We start from the raw sequence: 15,897 nt of genomic DNA, 5'->3' as shown, positions 1-15,897 counted from the left end.
CCTCCGCACGTTGCCACACCGCCCCTACGCACGCTGCCCCGCCGGACGCCGGACACGGGATACGGACGGCGCACGCCGTGGAGGGGCGTCCCGCGTCCGCCGTCCGGCCTCGCCAGCGCCGACGGGCCCCGGGGAACCGCGGCCCGTCGGCGCCCGCCTCAGCAGCCGGTGCGATCCTCCGTCAACGCCCCCTGCACGGTGACGAGGGAGCGGTCGTAGCAACCCGCCGACCCGTACAGGCGATAGCGCTCGCTCGTCGTGGCGACCGCGTGACGCTGGTCGCGCGGCACGTTCGCCGTGTACGTCGCGTCGCCCGTGTAGGTGTCCTCGAGCCGTGACCACGCGGTGCGCCGGCCCGCCGACGACTCGGCCACGGCGGCCCGGTCGCCGAGCGTCAGCACGGTCCGCAGCCGGTCGTCCGCGCCGAGGGTCGTCGTGCCGTCCATCGTGTACGTGCGCCGGGTGTACGTCGTCACGGCGGGGCCGCGTCCGTCGACGGTGACCCTCTCGTCGTCGGTCCACCTCGCCTCGAGGCCGTCCGTGATCTCGCCCTCGGTCCAGCGGTGCACGGAGGTGTGCGCGAGGGTGCGGCTGACGGTCGTCCGCACCCGGCCGTGCGAGGTGTCGAGGTATCCGGCGACCGTCAGACGGTGCCCTCCCTCGGTGTCGAGCCGGCTCTCCGGACCAGGCTTGTACGTCGAGGAGTTGGCGAGGTCGCCCGCATCGGCGCGGGTGAGTGCACCGCCCACGTGGGCGCGCCGCGCGTCCTGCCAGACGAGCACGTTGACCGGCACGCTCCAGCCGGACTGCCCCTCGGGGACGCCCACGACCGAGACGTCGATCCGGTGCGGACGCCCGTCGTTGAGCAGACCGGCGAACGGGGTCAGGTCGTACTCGACGGGCTTGACGTCGAACGCACGGGGCCCCGGAATCACGTACCAGAGGAAGGGGTTGGACCAGCCGCCGGTCCACACCGTCGGGAACGGCTCGGCGATTCCGGCGAGTTGGCCGTCGACACTGATCTGCACCTCGCGGTAGGGGCCGTTGTCCGCCTTGCAGGAGTACGGGGCCTCGTCCGGGACCGTGAGGTACCAGTACTCCTCGCAGCCGCCGCCGGACCCGGTCGCGTACACCTCGGCGATCACCCGCTCGCTGTTGCGCGGGGTGGTCAGGGTGCCGTCCTGGAGGGTCAGGACACGGTCGGGGGTCGCGGCGGGCCTGCCCGCATGGAACGTCAGCGTGGCCCTGACGTCGAGGACGCCCGTGTACGTGTCGTCGACGACGTTCCCGATGAGCATCTCGACGTCGCGGCTCCGCCGGAACGTGTCGCTGTAGCGCGTCGCGTCCTTCTCGACGGACCATGCGATCCCGTCGGGCGACGGCTCCGGGGTGGACGTACGGAGGATCTCCACCCCGCCGACGCGCAGATACCCGAGGCGGTCGAACTGGCGCCCCTTGACCTTGCCTTCGAGCCGGAGCACGACCTTGCTCCAGCGGTCGCCGCAGCCCTTCGGCGGGGTGTAGGTGCCCTTGTAGGGCGTGAAGTCACGGAACTGCGCCTCGGCGAGGGTCACTTCGCAGGAGGTTCCGGCGGGCCTGCCGACGGGCGGGGAAGCGGTGACGGGGTCGTGCCAGTCGTTGCCGAACTCGGCGGGCACGTCGAGGGATCGAGCGACGGCGGGTACGCCGGACCCCTGAGCCGCGACGGACGCGGGGGCCGCCGGGGCCGCGCCCGCCCCGAGGAGGGCACCCGCCACGAGGATCACTCCGGCGAGCATGGACATGATGACCGGTCTACTCATGTGCGGTGTTCTACGGGGCGGTTGAGCCGTCCGCAATGGTGCCCCGGAGCCCCGGCGCGCTGGAGTGGCGAAACGGCGGAGCCCCGGCGGGAGGGGTCAGGCCTTCAGGTCCGCCTTGTCCCCCATGACGATGACCGGATGCTGATCCGGGTCGAGCGTGCGCAGCAGGTACTCCATGGCCGGCTTGGACAGGCTCACGCACGCCGACGTGCCGCTGCCGTGGTCCATGTGCAGCCAGATACCGCCGCCCTTCTCGTCGCCCCACGGGCGGGTCGGGTCGTCCGGCGGATTGCCCTTGAGGCGGTTGTAGTCGATGGCGATCACGTAGTCGAAGTCGTGCCAGTGCGACTTCGCCCAGTAGTGCGGAGCCTGGAAGCCCCCCGACTGCGTGTACGGGAGCCGGGCGCCCGGGTCGTCGAGCACACCACCGGCGTCGCTGAGCGTGAACACACCGACCGGGCTGCGCTTGTCGCCCTCGTGATGGTCGGTGGTCCAGCCCTTCTTCCCGTTGTGCGCGGCCCAGCTGCGGGTCTTCTTCCAGGTCGTGCCCGACTTCGTGTACAGCACCACGGTGGACTTCGCGGAATCCTTGCCCTCGCCGTAGACCGCGAGGACCTGACGGGACTCGGACGGGATCTTCCGCTGGAGCTTGTCACCCACATCGGGGATGCGCTTCGGATCGGCCGCGGGCGCGCTCGTACGGGCCGCCGCGCCACCCGATCCCGCGTGCCCGTTCGTCCCGCTCCCGCCCGCCGAGCCACCGCAGGCCGACAGAGTGACCGCGACGACCCCGCAGACCCCTGCCGCGAGCCCCGTACGCATCGCACCGTTCTTTCGCATGCCGCCCATCCTCGCACCACGTCTCGGACGAATCGCCCGCTCCCCCCGTCCCGGCCGACCGGGTCCGGTGGGGCCGATTCCTTCCCCCTGCCCGGAAAATCGTTTGCTACCGACCACGTTGCGACGCGAACCTTTCACGGTTTGCTACCGGCCCCCACGGCCGGAAGGTTGCCGAAATCCGCGGCTCCCTCCACCCCTTGACACGAGCCACTGGGATGTCATGCAGATCCAAGACCTTCCGTATCCCGACCCGGGCGTGCCGGACACGCGCTCAGGTCCCCGCTTCCTGTGGTGGCTCGGGCGCAATCAGCTCGGCGGTCAGCTCAAGGCCCTCGCCTGGGGCCTGCTGCACTTCGTGGCCGTCTCCGTACTGCCGTTCTGTGTGGGTCTGGCCGTCCAGGCCGTCATCGATCACTCCGGCACCCGGCTCGCCCTGACCGGCGCCCTGATGGTGCTGTGCGGCGCGTGCATCGCCCTGGGCGAAGCCATGCTGCACCGCGCGGCGGTCACCAACTGGATCACCGCGGCAGCGCGCGTGCAACAGCTGCTGGCCCGCAGAACCGCGCAGCTGGGCTCCGCCCTGACGCGGCGTGTGGCGGCGGGCGAGGTGGTGGCGGTCTCCACCGGCGACGTCGAGAAGATCGGCTGGTTCGTGGAGGGCATGTCGCGGTTCACGGCGGCGGCCGTGACCGTGGTCCTGGTCTGCGTCGGCCTGGTCGTCTATCAACCGGCGCTCGGCGTGATCGTCGCCGTGGGCGTGCCCGTGCTGGCGGTCGCCGTGCTGCCGCTGCTGCCCCGCGCCACCCGGCGCGCCGACTTCCAGCGGGAGAAGGCGGGCCGCGCCACCGAGCTGGCCTCCGACACGGTCGCCGGCCTGCGGGTGCTGCGCGGCATCGGCGGCGAGGAACTCTTCCTCGACCGCTACCGCCGCGCCTCCCAGGAGGTCCGCCGGGCCGCCGTGCGCAGCGCCCGCATGTGGTCGCTGATCTCGGCGATCCAGGTGCTGCTGCCCGGTCTGCTGATGATCGCCGTCGTCTGGCGTGGTGTGCAGCTGGCCCGCGACGGCCGGATCACGGTCGGCGAACTGGTCACCGTGTACAGCGCGGTCATGCTGCTCACCTACCCTTTGCGGCATTTCGAGGAAATTGCCATGGCCTATTCCTTCTCGCGTCCGTCGGCCCGGCGGGCCGCCAGGGTGCTGTCCCTGGAACGGGCCATGGACAGCGACGGCTCGCGTGCCGCCGAGGACCCGTCCGGCGATCTGTACGACCCCGTGACCGGGCTGCTCGCTCCCGCGGGGCGGTTCACCGCCGTGGTGTGCGGCGACCCGGACGCGGCGGGGCTGCTGGCCGAGCGGCTGGGCGGCCATGCCTCCGAGCGGGGCGCCGAGGTGCTCGTCGGGGGCGTGCCGCGGAGCAGCTCGGTGGTCCTCGGGGGCGTACCGCTGGACGACCTGCCGCTGGACTCCGCCCGCACCGCGGTCCTCGTCCAGGACAAGGACCCTGTGCTGCTGTCCGGCTCACTGCGCGAACTGCTCGACGTACCCGCGTCGGGTCTCGTGAGCGCCGACGCGGCGCTGGCCGCCGCGCAGTGCGGCGACGTGCTGGACGCGCTCGCGCAGGGCTCGCTGGACGCCGAGGACCCGATGGACGCCCGCATCACCGAACGCGGGCGCTCCCTGTCCGGCGGTCAGCGTCAGCGGCTCGCGCTGGCCCGGTCGCTGATCACGGACCCGGAGGTGCTCGTCCTGGACGAGCCGACGTCCGCGGTCGACTCCCACACCGAGGCCCGGATCGCCGATGGGGTGCGCTCGCTGCGCGCCGGGCGCACCACCGTGGTCCTCACCTCCTCACCGCTGCTCCTGGACCAGGCCGACCGGGTCGTCCTGGTCGACGACGGCGAGGTCGTCGCGGTCGGCGTGCACCGCGATCTGGTGCGCGACGAGCCGCGTTACCGGGCCGTGGTGACACGCGAGACCGAGGAGGAGGCCGCCGAGGCCGCGGCACAGGCCGCTCTCGGCGGCGTGACGGTGGACGACGAGGCCGTTCTGGACGGCGTACTGGAAGAAATCGAGGAGACCGCATGATCGGCGTGGCGCCACCGGCGTACGACCCGGCCGCCCCGACGGCGGCGAACACACTGCCCGTCGGCGCGCCCGAGACCGTACGCGCTTACGTGACCGAACTGTTCCAACGGCACCGCAGGGCCTTCCTGCTCCTGGTCGCCGTCAACACCGTGGCCGTCGTGGCCTCGATGGCCGGGCCCTATCTGCTGGGCTCGGTCGTCGAACGGGTCTCGGACCACGCGCGCGAACTCCATCTGGAGGCCACCGCCGCCCTGTTCGTCATCGCGCTGGTCATCCAGGCCGTGTTCGTCCGGCAGGTGCGGCTGCGCGGCGCGATGCTCGGCGAGCGCATGCTGGCCGATCTGCGCGAGGACTTCCTCGTGCGGTCGGTCGGGCTGCCGCCCGGGGTACTGGAGCGGGCGGGGACGGGCGACCTGCTGTCCCGCATCACCACCGACATCGACCGGCTCGCCAACGCCATGCGCGAGGCCGTGCCGCAGCTGGCCATCGGTGTGGTGTGGGTGGCGCTGCTGCTCGCCGGGCTCACCGTGACCGCCCCGGCGCTCGCCCCCGCCGTGCTGGTCGCCGTGCCGCTGCTGGTGGTGGGGTGCCGCTGGTACTTCAAGCGCGCACCGTCCGCCTATCGCTCGGAGGCCGCCGGCTACGCCGCCGTCGCCGCCGTCCTGGCAGAGACGGTCGACGCCGGCCGCACCGTCGAGTCGCACCGCCTCAGCAAGCGCCGCATCGAGCTGTCGGACCGCCGGGTCCAGGAGTGGACGGCATGGGAGCGGTACACGCTCTGGCTGCGGTCGGTCCTCTTCCCGGTCGTCAACATCACGCATGTGACGGTGCTCTGCTCGGTCCTGATGATCGGCGGGTTCCTCGCCCTCCAGGGCTGGATCGGCGTGGGCCAGCTGACGACGGGTGCGCTGATCGCGCAGATGCTCGTCGACCCGGTGGGCCTGATCCTGCGCTGGTACGACGAACTGCAGGTCGCCCAGGTCTCGCTGGCGCGGCTGGTCGGCGTCCGGGACATCGAGCCGGCCACCGGCGATCCGGCGGTGGCGCCGGAGGGACGCGACGTCCACGCGGACCGGGTGCACTTCGGCTACCGCGAGGGCGTGGACGTACTGCGCGAGGTCTCCCTGGCGGTCGCGCCCGGCACCCGGCTCGCCCTGGTCGGCCCGTCCGGCGCGGGCAAGTCCACGCTGGGCAGGCTGCTCGCCGGGATCTACGCACCCCGGGACGGCCGGATCACGCTCGGCGGCGCCGAACTGTCCCGGATGCCCGCCGAGAAGGTCCGCTCGCATGTGGCCCTGGTCAACCAGGAACACCACGTCTTCGTGGGCTCCCTGCGCGACAACCTGCTGCTCGCCGTCCCGCACGCCCGGCACGGCGCGGACGAGGAGACGCCGGCCGAGGCTCCGGTCCACGCGATCGACGCCCGGTTGTGGGCGGCTCTCGGAGCGGTCGACGCGGACAGCTGGGCGCGGGCACTGGACGACGGCCTGGACACCGAGGTCGGCTCGGGCGGGTTCGCGCTAACTCCGGCCCAGGCCCAGCAGATCGCGTTGGCCCGGCTGGTGCTGGCCGACCCGCACACCCTGGTCCTGGACGAGGCGACCTCGCTCCTGGACCCGCGGGCGGCCCGCCATCTGGAACGCTCGCTGGCCCGGGTCCTCGACGGACGCACCGTCGTCGCCATCGCCCACCGCCTCCACACCGCCCATGACGCGGACGTCATCGCCGTCGTCGAGAACGGCCGCATCAGCGAACTCGGCAGCCACGACCAACTGGTCGCGGCGGACGGCGCGTACGCGGCGCTCTGGAGGTCCTGGCACGGGTGAGCGGAGGGCACGGGTGAGCGGAGGGCACAGGCGAGCGGAGGGCACCGGTGAGCGAAGGGCACGGGTGCGCGAAGGGCACGGGTGCGCGAAGGGCACGGGTGCGCGAAGGGCACGGGTGCGCGAAGGGCACCGGCCGGGCCGTGCCCGGCCCGGCGGCCGACGCGCCGGTCCGCTCCCGCCGCACGGTGGACCGGAGCGGCGCGGACCCGCCCGCCGGGTGCCCCGCGCCGCTCTCGTCCCGCCGCTCGCCGCCCCTCCCCGGAGTGGGCCGATGCGGACCGGAGGCCGGCAGTGGGCTCCGGCCGCTTGCGTCCGGCTTCTCGCCGGGAGCCGGGTCGCGGTCCCGCCGGGAGCCGGGTCGCACCGGTCCTCCGCGCAGCCCGCAAGAGGCCCGCGCGGCCGGACGTCGGCCCTTGTGGCACTGCTGGTCGACCCCTGTGGCGTTGCGCGGTGGCGAAGGGGGGTGGAACCCTGGACGTGGACACCCGCTCGGGGACTCCCGGGAACCACCCGGTTCGCTCGGGGCGACGCCGGTGTCCTGTGGCCCGCGGGCCCGTCGTCGAGTACGGCGGCACCGGTCCCGTCCGCACCCCCTGGAGGTAGCCGTGAACAGCGCCGACGGATGGGGAGACGACGTCTACCAGCCCGACGGATCCGAGGTACAGGACGACGCGGGGCTGCTCGACGGCGAGGACACACTGGTCGCCGACGGCGTCAGTGACCCACTGGACCGTGGCTGGTCCCCGCCGGAGCGGCCATGGGCGGTGGAGAATCGCGGGGTGACCGCCTCGGAGCGCCAGGCGGGCGAGACCCTGGACCAGCGCCTCGCCGAGGAACTGCCCGATGTCGCCGAACCCGACGGAGACGGCATCGGCGACTGCCAGGGCACCGACGGAGAGCCCCTCGACAACGAGGTGGGTGCCCTCCGCTCGGGCCGTCTGGTCGCCCCGAACGAAGGCGCGCACGAGGACGAGGAGAGCGGGCTCATCGCCACGGACATCGGCATCGACGGCGCCGCGGCCTCGGCCGAGGAGGCCGCGATGCACATCGTCGACGAGGACGCCGTGTCCGGCTGACCGGCGCCCGGCCCGCCCCTCCCCCAAGGAGCACCCATGCAGCAGGACAAGCAGCCCGACTACCACCCCGTGGTCTTCCGCGACCGCACCGCCGGCTACGCCTTCCTCACGCGCTCCACCGCGACGAGCGAGCGGACCATCGACTGGGACGACGGCGAGACCTACCCCGTCGTGGACGTCGAGATCTCCTCGGAGAGCCACCCGTTCTACACGGGCAAGGCCCGCACGGTGGACTCCGAGGGCCGCATCGCCCAGTTCGAGCGGCGATACGGAGGCGGGGAGCCGGGGTCGGACGCGGCGGAGAACGCCTGAGCGGGACGGGTGCCCTCTCCTGAGCGAATGACGTCCCCCCTGCCCAGCCCGACGTCCAGGGCTGAAGCGGCTGCCCGCCGAGGCGCCGACGTCGGCCGAGGACGAGGTGCGTGAGGCCGTCTGCACCGATCTCGCGTCGGTGGCCGAACCGCCGCTCCCGCCGCCCACGGCCGCCGCAGGCAGGGGCCGCCCGATACCGGGACGCCGGGCCATCGATGCCGAGCCGGCACGCCAGGCCCTTGCCGGTGACGCCGGGCGTCGGAGTCCCCGGGGAGGAGACGGCCTCAGATGAAGTTCAGCGCGGCCGCGCAGCCCACGCCGCCCAGCAGCATGAACACCGGCATCAGCACCTTGAGCTCGACCCAGCTGCCCGCGCGGAAGCGCATCGCCTTGGGCGGGCCGATCGGGTACCAGCGCTTGCGGCCGACCGGGATGGGCCACAGGATCGGGCAGCCGGACACTGTCAGCGCGTCCCCGATGTCGTGCACCAGGGCGCCGAGGATGATCGGCAGGCCGAGCCACAGGTACTCCTGGCCCGGCGCCGTGAACAGCCAGTCCGCGCCATTGCCCGGCTTGTCCAGGATGCCGGCGAGGATCCACGCGCTCGTCGCCGCGAGCAGCCAGACCAGGACATCGCTGCTGGAACCGCGTGCGGCCCGCCACAGCAGTCCTTCGATGGCGAGGACCATGTGCACGAAGAGGATGGCCAGGACCGCCCAGCGGCCGCCGGTTATCGCCAGCACAGCGGTGCCCGCGCCGATCATCACGGCCCACAGCCAGGTGTGCGTCAGCGTGCGGTGACCGCCGGAGCGCCGGGGGTCGCCCGGCTTCCTGGTGCCCTTGTAGACGGCGTAGGAGAGTTTGTCGACGATCTCGCACAGGCTTCGTGACACCGGTCCGAAGGCGCGCGAGATGGTGGCGGCCTTGTGGTCCAGGTCCGGGGCGAGAGCGGCACCGGCGCAGATCAGCGCGCCGACCAGCAGAACCGGCCAGGGCATGGTGTGACCGGCCGCGGCGGCGGCCGCTCCGACGCCGAGCCAGGCCGCGGCCCCCGACAGTGAGTGTGCTGGTCCCATCATGGCCGTATTCCGCCCTATTCCTCTTGTGCAGCTGTCCAGTTGCCCGTGCACGCTGACGCGTCGCCGGCGCCACAGCGTAGCGTTCGTGATCTTTCGACGAACATCCGATTCCCCCATCGCGTACGACGACAGGCAAGATGGGGGCGTGACCCTTATCGATCAGCTGCCGCAGACCGCAGACCCCGACGCCCTCTACGAAGCCTTCGAGTCGTGGGCCGGGGAACGCGGTCTCACCCTCTACCCCCACCAGGAGGAGGCGCTGATCGAGGTGGTCTCGGGTGCGAACGTGATCGTCTCGACGCCCACCGGCTCGGGCAAGAGCATGATCGCCGCGGCTGCGCACTTCGCGGCGCTCGCCCGCGACGAGGTCACCTTCTACACGGCGCCGATCAAGGCACTCGTCTCGGAGAAGTTCTTCGAGCTGTGCAAGATCTTCGGCACCGAGAACGTCGGCATGCTCACCGGCGACGCCTCCGTGAACTCCGACGCCCCGGTCATCTGCTGCACCGCCGAGGTCCTGGCGTCCATCGCGCTGCGGGACGGCAAGCACGCCGATGTGGGCCAGGTCGTCATGGACGAGTTCCACTTCTACGCCGAGGGCGACCGAGGCTGGGCCTGGCAGATCCCGATCCTGGAACTTCCCCAGGCGCAGTTCATCCTGATGTCGGCGACGCTCGGCGATGTCTCGATGTTCGAGAAGGACCTCACGCGGCGTACCGGCCGCCCCACGGCGGTGGTCCGCTCGGCGACCCGGCCCGTCCCGCTGTCCTACGAGTACGTCCTGACTCCGCTGACCGAGACGATCACCGAACTGCTCGCCACCAAGCAGGCCCCGGTCTACATCGTGCACTTCACCCAGGCGCAGGCCGTGGAGCGGGCGCAGGCGCTGATGAGCATCAACATGTGCACGCGCGAGGAGAAGGACCGGATCGCCGAGCTGATCGGCAACTTCCGCTTCACCACCAAGTTCGGCCAGAACCTCTCCCGTTACGTACGCCACGGGATCGGTGTGCACCACGCCGGCATGCTGCCCAAGTACCGGCGGCTGGTGGAGAAGCTGGCCCAGGCCGGGCTCCTGAAGGTCATCTGCGGCACCGACACCCTCGGGGTCGGCGTCAACGTGCCCATCCGGACCGTGCTGTTCACCGCGCTCACGAAGTACGACGGCACGCGGGTGCGGACGCTGCGCGCCCGTGAGTTCCACCAGATCGCCGGCCGGGCCGGGCGCGCGGGCTTCGACACGGCGGGCTTCGTCGTGGCTCAGGCGCCGGAGCACGTCATCGAGAACGAGAAGTCGCTCGCCAAGGCGGGCGACGACCCGAAGAAGCGCCGCAAGGTGGTGCGCAAGAAGGCTCCCGAGGGCTTCGTCGGCTGGACGGAGAACACCTTCGAGAAGCTCATCTCCTCCGATCCCGAGCCGCTGACCTCGCGCTTCCGCGTGACGCACACCATGCTGCTCTCGGTGATCGCCCGGCCCGGCAACGCCTTCGAGGCGATGCGGCATCTGCTGGAGGACAACCACGAGCCGCGCAAGCAGCAGCTGCGGCACATCCGGCGGGCCATCGCGATCTACCGCTCGCTCCTCGACGGCGGCATCGTCGAGAAGCTCGACGAGCCCGACCCGACCGGCCGTATCGTGCGGCTCACCGTCGATCTCCAGCAGGACTTCGCGCTCAACCAGCCCCTGTCGACGTTCGCGCTCGCCGCCTTCGACCTGCTGGACCTCGAATCCCCCTCGTACGCCCTGGACATGGTGTCCGTCGTGGAGTCCACGCTGGACGATCCGCGGCAGATCCTCGCGGCCCAGCAGAACAAGGCCCGTGGCGAGGCCGTGGCCGCGATGAAGTCCGACGGCGTCGAGTACGAGGAGCGGATGGAGCGGCTCCAGGACGTGTCGTACCCCAAGCCGCTGGATGAGCTGCTCTTCCACGCGTACGACACCTACCGCAAGAGCCATCCGTGGGTCGGCGACCACCCGCTGTCGCCGAAGTCCGTCATCCGTGACATGTACGAACGGGCGATGACCTTCACCGAGTTCGTCTCCTACTACGAGCTCGCCCGTACCGAGGGCATCGTCCTGCGCTACCTGGCCAGTGCTTACAAGGCCCTCGAGCACACCGTCCCGGACGACCTCAAGTCCGAGGACCTGGAGGACCTGATCGCCTGGCTGGGCGAGATGGTGCGGCAGGTCGACTCCAGCCTCCTCGACGAGTGGGAGCAGCTCGCCAATCCCGAGGTGGTGACGGCCGAGGAGGCCCAGGAGAAGGCCGACCAGGTCAAGCCGGTCACCTCGAACGCCCGCGCCTTCCGCGTCCTCGTCCGCAACGCGATGTTCCGCAGGGTCGAACTCGCCGCTCTGGACAACGTCGCCGAACTCGGCGAGATGGACGCCGAGGCCGGCTGGGACGCCGACGCGTGGGGCGAGGCGATGGACAAGTACTGGGACGAGTACGAGGACCTCGGTACGGGTCCCGACGCCCGTGGCCCCAAGCTGCTGTCGATCGTGGAGGAGCCGCAGAACGGCCTGTGGCGTGTCCGTCAGACCTTCGCCGACCCGAACAGCGATCACGACTGGGGCATCAGCGCGGAGGTCGACCTCGTGGCCTCCGACGCCGAGGGCCGTGCCATCGTCAAGGTCACCGACGTCGGACAGCTGTGAGCACAGGAGAATCCCACCGATGACGAACCCCGCCGAGAAGCTCGTCGACCTGCTCGACCTGGAGCAGATCGAGGTCAACATCTTCCGGGGCCGCAGCCCGCAGGAGTCCCTGCAGCGGGTCTTCGGCGGCCAGGTGGCGGGCCAGGCGCTGGTCGCCGCCGGCCGTACCACCGAGGGCGACCGGCCGGTGCACTCGCTGCACGCGTACTTCCTGCGCCCGGGCCGGCCGGGCGTCCCGATCGTGTACCAGGTCGAACGGGTGCGGGACGGGCGGTCGTTCACCACACGCCGGGTCACCGCGGTGCAGCAGGGCCGCACGATCTTCAATCTGACCGCCTCCTTTCACAAGCCCGAGGAAGGGAGCTTCGAGCACCAGCTGCCGCCGGCCCGCGAGGTGCCGGATCCCGAGTCACTGCCGACGGTGACGGAGGAGATCAAGGAGCATCTGGGCGCTCTTCCCGAAGCGTTGGAGCGCATGGCGCGGCGTCAGCCGTTCGACATCCGCTATGTGGACCGGCTGCGCTGGACGCCCGAGGAGACCAAGGGCGCCGAGCCGCGCAGCGCGGTGTGGATGCGTGCCGTCGGACCGCTGGGCGACGACCCGCTCGTGCATACCTGTGCCCTCACCTACGCGAGCGACATGACCCTCCTGGACGCCGTCCGCATCCCGGTGGAACCGCTGTGGGGTCAGCGCGGTTTCGACATGGCGTCGCTGGACCACGCCATGTGGTTCCACCGGCCGTTCCGCGCGGACGAGTGGTTCCTGTACGACCAGGAGTCCCCCATCGCGACGGGCGGCCGCGGACTGGCCCGCGGACGCATCTACGACCTGAAGGGACGTCTTCTCGTCTCGGTCGTGCAGGAGGGGCTGTTCAGAGCGCTGTAGGCGGACACGCGTCCGGCTTCCCGCGACGGAACCATCCGAGCAGCCCGCGTGTTCGCGGGGACTCCGGCGTCGTGCGCCGGCCGTCCGCGGCGGGGAGCCGTGGTCGCGAGGCGTGCGGAGCGCTGATCGGTGACGGCGGGGCCGCTGACCTTGGAACCATGGATGGCGGGTCCGCAGGCGCAGGGTCCACGACGGGTGAGGCGGTCGGTGTCGGGCGGGGCGCGGGGCGGTCCTGCCTGGCTTCGGAAAGGCTCTGGGCCAGGTCGGCCCTGAGCCAGTTGATCTCGTCGGGATCGTCCGCCGTCGCGATGCGCTCGGCGATCCGCGCCGCCGGCGATTCCGGGGCCGCCTGCGAAACCCGCTCGGGCCGCAGGCTGTCGAGGTGGGCGCGCTCGCGGGGATCCTGGACGATCTCGGCCACTTCGACGGGATCGAGCAGGGACGCCACCACGGCGGCCCGGGCCCAGGGATCCCCGGTCTGCCTCAGCAGGAACCCCAGGTGGCGGCCGCGCCAGTTGCGCGGACGGAGGTCCAGGCCTTCTTCCAGCTGATCGCGGAGTCCTTCGGGCGTCCGGCCGGTCATCAGCGGCGCGTTCTGCTGGTCCACGGCGAACTGCCGCAGTTCCTCGGCGAGGTAGAGCCAGACCACCATTCGGTAGCGGTTCACATAAAAGTTGACCGGCACCACCAGTCCCAGGCGCGCGAGGCGGGTGAACCGGGTGGTCGTGATGCCCATGAGAGCGGCGCCCTCCGTGGTGCCGACGGTTTTGACCCGTTCGCGCAGCGCCTCCGGGAAGCCGTCCTCGGCGCGCACCCGGTCGATCTCGGCGCGCGCGACCCGGCGTCCCCCACCTCCCTCGTCGGGAACCGAGCGCACACAGCCGAGGTGCAGGGCGAGATCGAACTCGCCGCGCCTGAGCTCCAGTTCTCGTGCCGCGCGGCTGAGCGACGAGGTGGCGGACTGCGTGACGGTGCTTCCGGACATGGCTGTCTCCCCGGGGCTGTCGGACGCTCGCGCCGGTGCGCGCTCGCTCCGGGAAAAACCGTATCCGGCTTGCCGGACATCGTGTCGAGCCTGTGGACAACTCCGACCACGACGACATATCCACAGGTCAGAGGTCTACAATGGGTTTGCCCTCCGGCTGCCGCGCGTCCACGCGAAGGTGTTCGCCGACGCGGTTCACCAGCAATGTCATCTCGTAGGCGACCTGGCCGATGTCCGCCTCGGCGCCGCTGAGGACGCATAGACAGCTGCCCGCTCCGGCCGCGGTGACGAACAGCACCGCCTCGTCGAACTCGATCATCGTCTGCCGCACTTGTCCGGCGCCGAAATGACGGCCGGAGCCCTTCGCCAGGCTGTGCAGCCCCGACGAGACGGCGGCGAGGTGCTCGGCGTCCTCGCGCCGGAGTCCGGTGCTCGCGCCCGTCACCAGCCCGTCGTTGGACAGCACCAGCGCGTGCCGAACATGCTCGACCCGCTCGGTGAGGTCGTCCAGCAACCAGCCGAGTCCCGTGTTCTGCTCCATGATCCGGTCTCCCCCTGCGTCGTCCCCCCTGGCCGGAGGATTCGACCAGCAAGCCTTCCCCACAGCCGCCGTCCGGGCAAGGAGGATGGGCGGCATGGCAGAGAAGATGACCGACGAACAGTGGCGAGCATTCGTCTCGCAGGGGACTCGCACGGGGAAGCTGTCCACCGTCCGGGCGGACGGAAGTCCGCACGTGACACCGATCTGGTTCCTGCTGGACGGCGACGACGTGGTGTTCAACACCGCGAAGGACAGTGTCAAGGGCCGGAACCTGGTCCGGGACGGCCGCGTCGCCCTGTGTGTGGACGACGACCGGCCGCCCTTCGACTTCGTGGTGCTGGAAGGCCGGGCGGTGCTGTCGGAGGATGTCGACGAGTTGCGGCGCTGGGCCGGCCGGATCGGCGGCCGCTACATGGGCGAGGAGCGCGCGGAGGAGTTCGGCAGGCGCAACGGGGTTCCGGGTGAACTGCTCGTGCGCGTGAGGATCGAGAAGGTCCTGGCCTACGCGGCCGTGGCCGACTGAACACAGCGGCCGCGTAGGCGGGAGTGGCCAGGGGCGGATCAATGGCGTCCGTCGGTCGCCCGCCGTGTCAGCTGACGGAGTCGAGCAGCCGGGCGGTGTGTACCCGCCCGGCGTATTCGACGAGCCGGATCAGCACCTCCTTGCCGGAGTCGCGGTCACGGGCGTCGCAGAGGACGACCGGCGTACCCCGGTCGAGGTCGAGGGCGCGGGACACGTCCTGGGCACCGTACGCGCGAGCGTCCGCGAAGCAGTTGACGGCCACCACGAACGGGATGTGACGGTGCTCGAAGTAGTCCACCGCGGGGAAGCAGTCTTCGAGCCGTCGGGTGTCCGCGAGGACGACAGCGCCCAGGGCGCCCGTCGACAGTTCGTCCCACAGGAACCAGAACCGGTCCTGCCCGGGTGTTCCGAAGAGATAGAGCGAGAGACCTGACCTGATGGTGATGCGTCCGAAGTCCATGGCCACGGTCGTGGTGACCTTCTGGTCCACTCCGTCGGTGTCGTCCACCGACTGACCGGCCTCGCTGAGCAGTTCCTCGGTGCGCAGCGGTCGGATCTCGCTGACCGCCCCCACCAGGGTGGTCTTTCCCACGCCGAATCCACCGGCGACCAATATCTTCAGCGCCAGGGCGGTCGAGTCGCCACCCGAGGCGTCGGAGTACTCGGAGACCATCGATCACTTCTCTCGGGAGTGCCGACAACCGTCGGCATCGGTGCGTCTGTAGGGGTGAGCGAAGTCAGCATCATGACAACCGCGGCGCCGCCGGACGGGGTTGGACCGCACATTGCCCCTTGCGATCGGAACGCGCCTCTTCGGTGCCCAGGTGTGAACGCGATGAGCCACAGTGCCGACCGAAGTGGGTCGCCTAGAGCGCCCTCAGTCCCGCGATCACCTCGCGGAGGATTCGCTCGTCGGGCAGTTGCGCGGGCGGCACCGGGCGGCTCACGGTGACGCAGCTCCGTTCCAGGAGATCGCCCAGGAGCACCCTGACCACCCCCAGGGGAAGATCGGCGTCGGCGGCCAGTTCGGCGACCGACTGGGTCTCGGTGCGGCACAGTTCGATCAGAGTGCGGTGCTCCGGACCGAGCGAGGTGTCGTCGTCGGCTCCGGGTGCGCCCGCGTCGAGCGTGACCAGGGCTATCAGATCGAAATGGACCCCGGTCGGACCGGCTTTGGTACGGCCGCCCGTCATCGCGTAGGGGCGGACGAGTGGTCCCGCCTCCTGGTCGTACCACTGGCTGCCCGGCTGGGGCGGGGCTCCCGGAGTGTCCTCGGTCATCT

At 71.1% G+C, this 15,897-nt stretch carries 14 protein-coding genes; 7 read left to right on the top strand and 7 right to left on the bottom strand.

Annotated elements, in window-relative coordinates:
- Positions 1-158 precede the first annotated feature (158 nt).
- On the bottom strand, positions 159-1,802 hold the full coding sequence (locus OOK38_RS28340; protein ID WP_266755890.1) for a peptide-N4-asparagine amidase: 1,644 nt from the start codon (positions 1,800-1,802) through the stop codon (positions 159-161).
- A 96-nt stretch (positions 1,803-1,898) separates the two neighbouring features.
- Positions 1,899-2,642: a L,D-transpeptidase family protein gene (locus tag OOK38_RS28335; RefSeq protein WP_266755891.1), complete on the bottom strand. Its 744-nt coding sequence runs from the start codon at positions 2,640-2,642 to the stop codon at positions 1,899-1,901.
- 220 nt (positions 2,643-2,862) lie between these two features.
- Between OOK38_RS28335 and OOK38_RS28330 the strand changes: the two genes are divergently transcribed.
- The 4 genes from OOK38_RS28330 to OOK38_RS28315 all read left to right on the top strand — a co-directional run bounded on the left by OOK38_RS28330 (position 2,863) and on the right by OOK38_RS28315 (position 7,942).
- Positions 2,863-4,728 carry an ABC transporter ATP-binding protein gene (locus OOK38_RS28330; RefSeq protein WP_266755892.1) on the top strand — a complete coding sequence of 622 codons (1,866 nt, stop codon included), beginning with the start codon at positions 2,863-2,865 and terminating at the stop codon, positions 4,726-4,728.
- Positions 4,725-6,554: an ABC transporter ATP-binding protein gene (locus tag OOK38_RS28325; RefSeq protein WP_266755893.1), complete on the top strand. Its 1,830-nt coding sequence runs from the start codon at positions 4,725-4,727 to the stop codon at positions 6,552-6,554. The genes OOK38_RS28330 and OOK38_RS28325 overlap by 4 nt, the downstream gene beginning before the upstream one ends.
- Before the next feature lie 605 nt (positions 6,555-7,159).
- Positions 7,160-7,630 carry a DUF5709 domain-containing protein gene (locus OOK38_RS28320; RefSeq protein WP_266755894.1) on the top strand — a complete coding sequence of 157 codons (471 nt, stop codon included), beginning with the start codon at positions 7,160-7,162 and terminating at the stop codon, positions 7,628-7,630.
- A 36-nt stretch (positions 7,631-7,666) separates the two neighbouring features.
- Positions 7,667-7,942, top strand: a complete 276-nt coding sequence (locus OOK38_RS28315) for a type B 50S ribosomal protein L31 (protein WP_266755895.1) — start codon at positions 7,667-7,669, stop codon at positions 7,940-7,942.
- Positions 7,943-8,226: 284 nt separating this feature from the next.
- Here OOK38_RS28315 and OOK38_RS28310 read toward each other — a convergent pair whose 3' ends face one another.
- Entirely contained in the window at positions 8,227-9,021 is a 795-nt protein-coding gene (locus tag OOK38_RS28310) for a metal-dependent hydrolase (protein ID WP_266755896.1), read from the bottom strand.
- 145 nt (positions 9,022-9,166) lie between these two features.
- Here OOK38_RS28310 and OOK38_RS28305 point away from each other — a divergent pair, with 145 nt between their 5' ends.
- Together OOK38_RS28305 and OOK38_RS28300 are read left to right on the top strand one after the other, a co-directional pair.
- Entirely contained in the window at positions 9,167-11,680 is a 2,514-nt protein-coding gene (locus OOK38_RS28305; protein ID WP_266755897.1) for an RNA helicase, read from the top strand.
- Positions 11,681-11,699: 19 nt separating this feature from the next.
- Positions 11,700-12,566 carry an acyl-CoA thioesterase II gene (locus OOK38_RS28300; RefSeq protein WP_266755898.1) on the top strand — a complete coding sequence of 289 codons (867 nt, stop codon included), beginning with the start codon at positions 11,700-11,702 and terminating at the stop codon, positions 12,564-12,566.
- Here the strand turns inward: OOK38_RS28300 and OOK38_RS28295 are convergent.
- Together OOK38_RS28295 and OOK38_RS28290 are read right to left on the bottom strand one after the other, a co-directional pair.
- Positions 12,553-13,551 carry a DUF6397 family protein gene (locus OOK38_RS28295; protein ID WP_266755899.1) on the bottom strand — a complete coding sequence of 333 codons (999 nt, stop codon included), beginning with the start codon at positions 13,549-13,551 and terminating at the stop codon, positions 12,553-12,555. The genes OOK38_RS28300 and OOK38_RS28295 overlap by 14 nt on opposite strands.
- Positions 13,552-13,678: 127 nt before the next feature.
- Positions 13,679-14,092 carry a roadblock/LC7 domain-containing protein gene (locus OOK38_RS28290; RefSeq protein ID WP_266755900.1) on the bottom strand — a complete coding sequence of 138 codons (414 nt, stop codon included), beginning with the start codon at positions 14,090-14,092 and terminating at the stop codon, positions 13,679-13,681.
- Positions 14,093-14,186: 94 nt separating this feature from the next.
- Between OOK38_RS28290 and OOK38_RS28285 the strand changes: the two genes are divergently transcribed.
- Entirely contained in the window at positions 14,187-14,615 is a 429-nt protein-coding gene (locus OOK38_RS28285; protein ID WP_266755901.1) for a PPOX class F420-dependent oxidoreductase, read from the top strand.
- A gap of 67 nt (positions 14,616-14,682) precedes the next feature.
- Here OOK38_RS28285 and OOK38_RS28280 read toward each other — a convergent pair whose 3' ends face one another.
- The gene (locus OOK38_RS28280; RefSeq protein WP_266755902.1) at positions 14,683-15,288 is read right to left on the bottom strand and encodes an ATP/GTP-binding protein; all 606 of its coding nucleotides are present in this window, start codon (positions 15,286-15,288) and stop codon (positions 14,683-14,685) included.
- Positions 15,289-15,481: 193 nt separating this feature from the next.
- On the bottom strand, positions 15,482-15,895 hold the full coding sequence (locus OOK38_RS28275) for a DUF742 domain-containing protein (RefSeq protein WP_266755903.1): 414 nt from the start codon (positions 15,893-15,895) through the stop codon (positions 15,482-15,484).
- Between the last annotated feature and the right edge of the window lie 2 nt (positions 15,896-15,897).

It is taken from the genome of Streptomyces sp. NBC_00568 (assembly GCF_026341855.1).
Classification (GTDB): Bacteria; Actinomycetota; Actinomycetes; order Streptomycetales; family Streptomycetaceae; genus Streptomyces.
The sequence above is the reverse complement of the archived record's forward strand: the minus strand, read 5'-3'. Positions and strand labels throughout refer to the sequence as shown.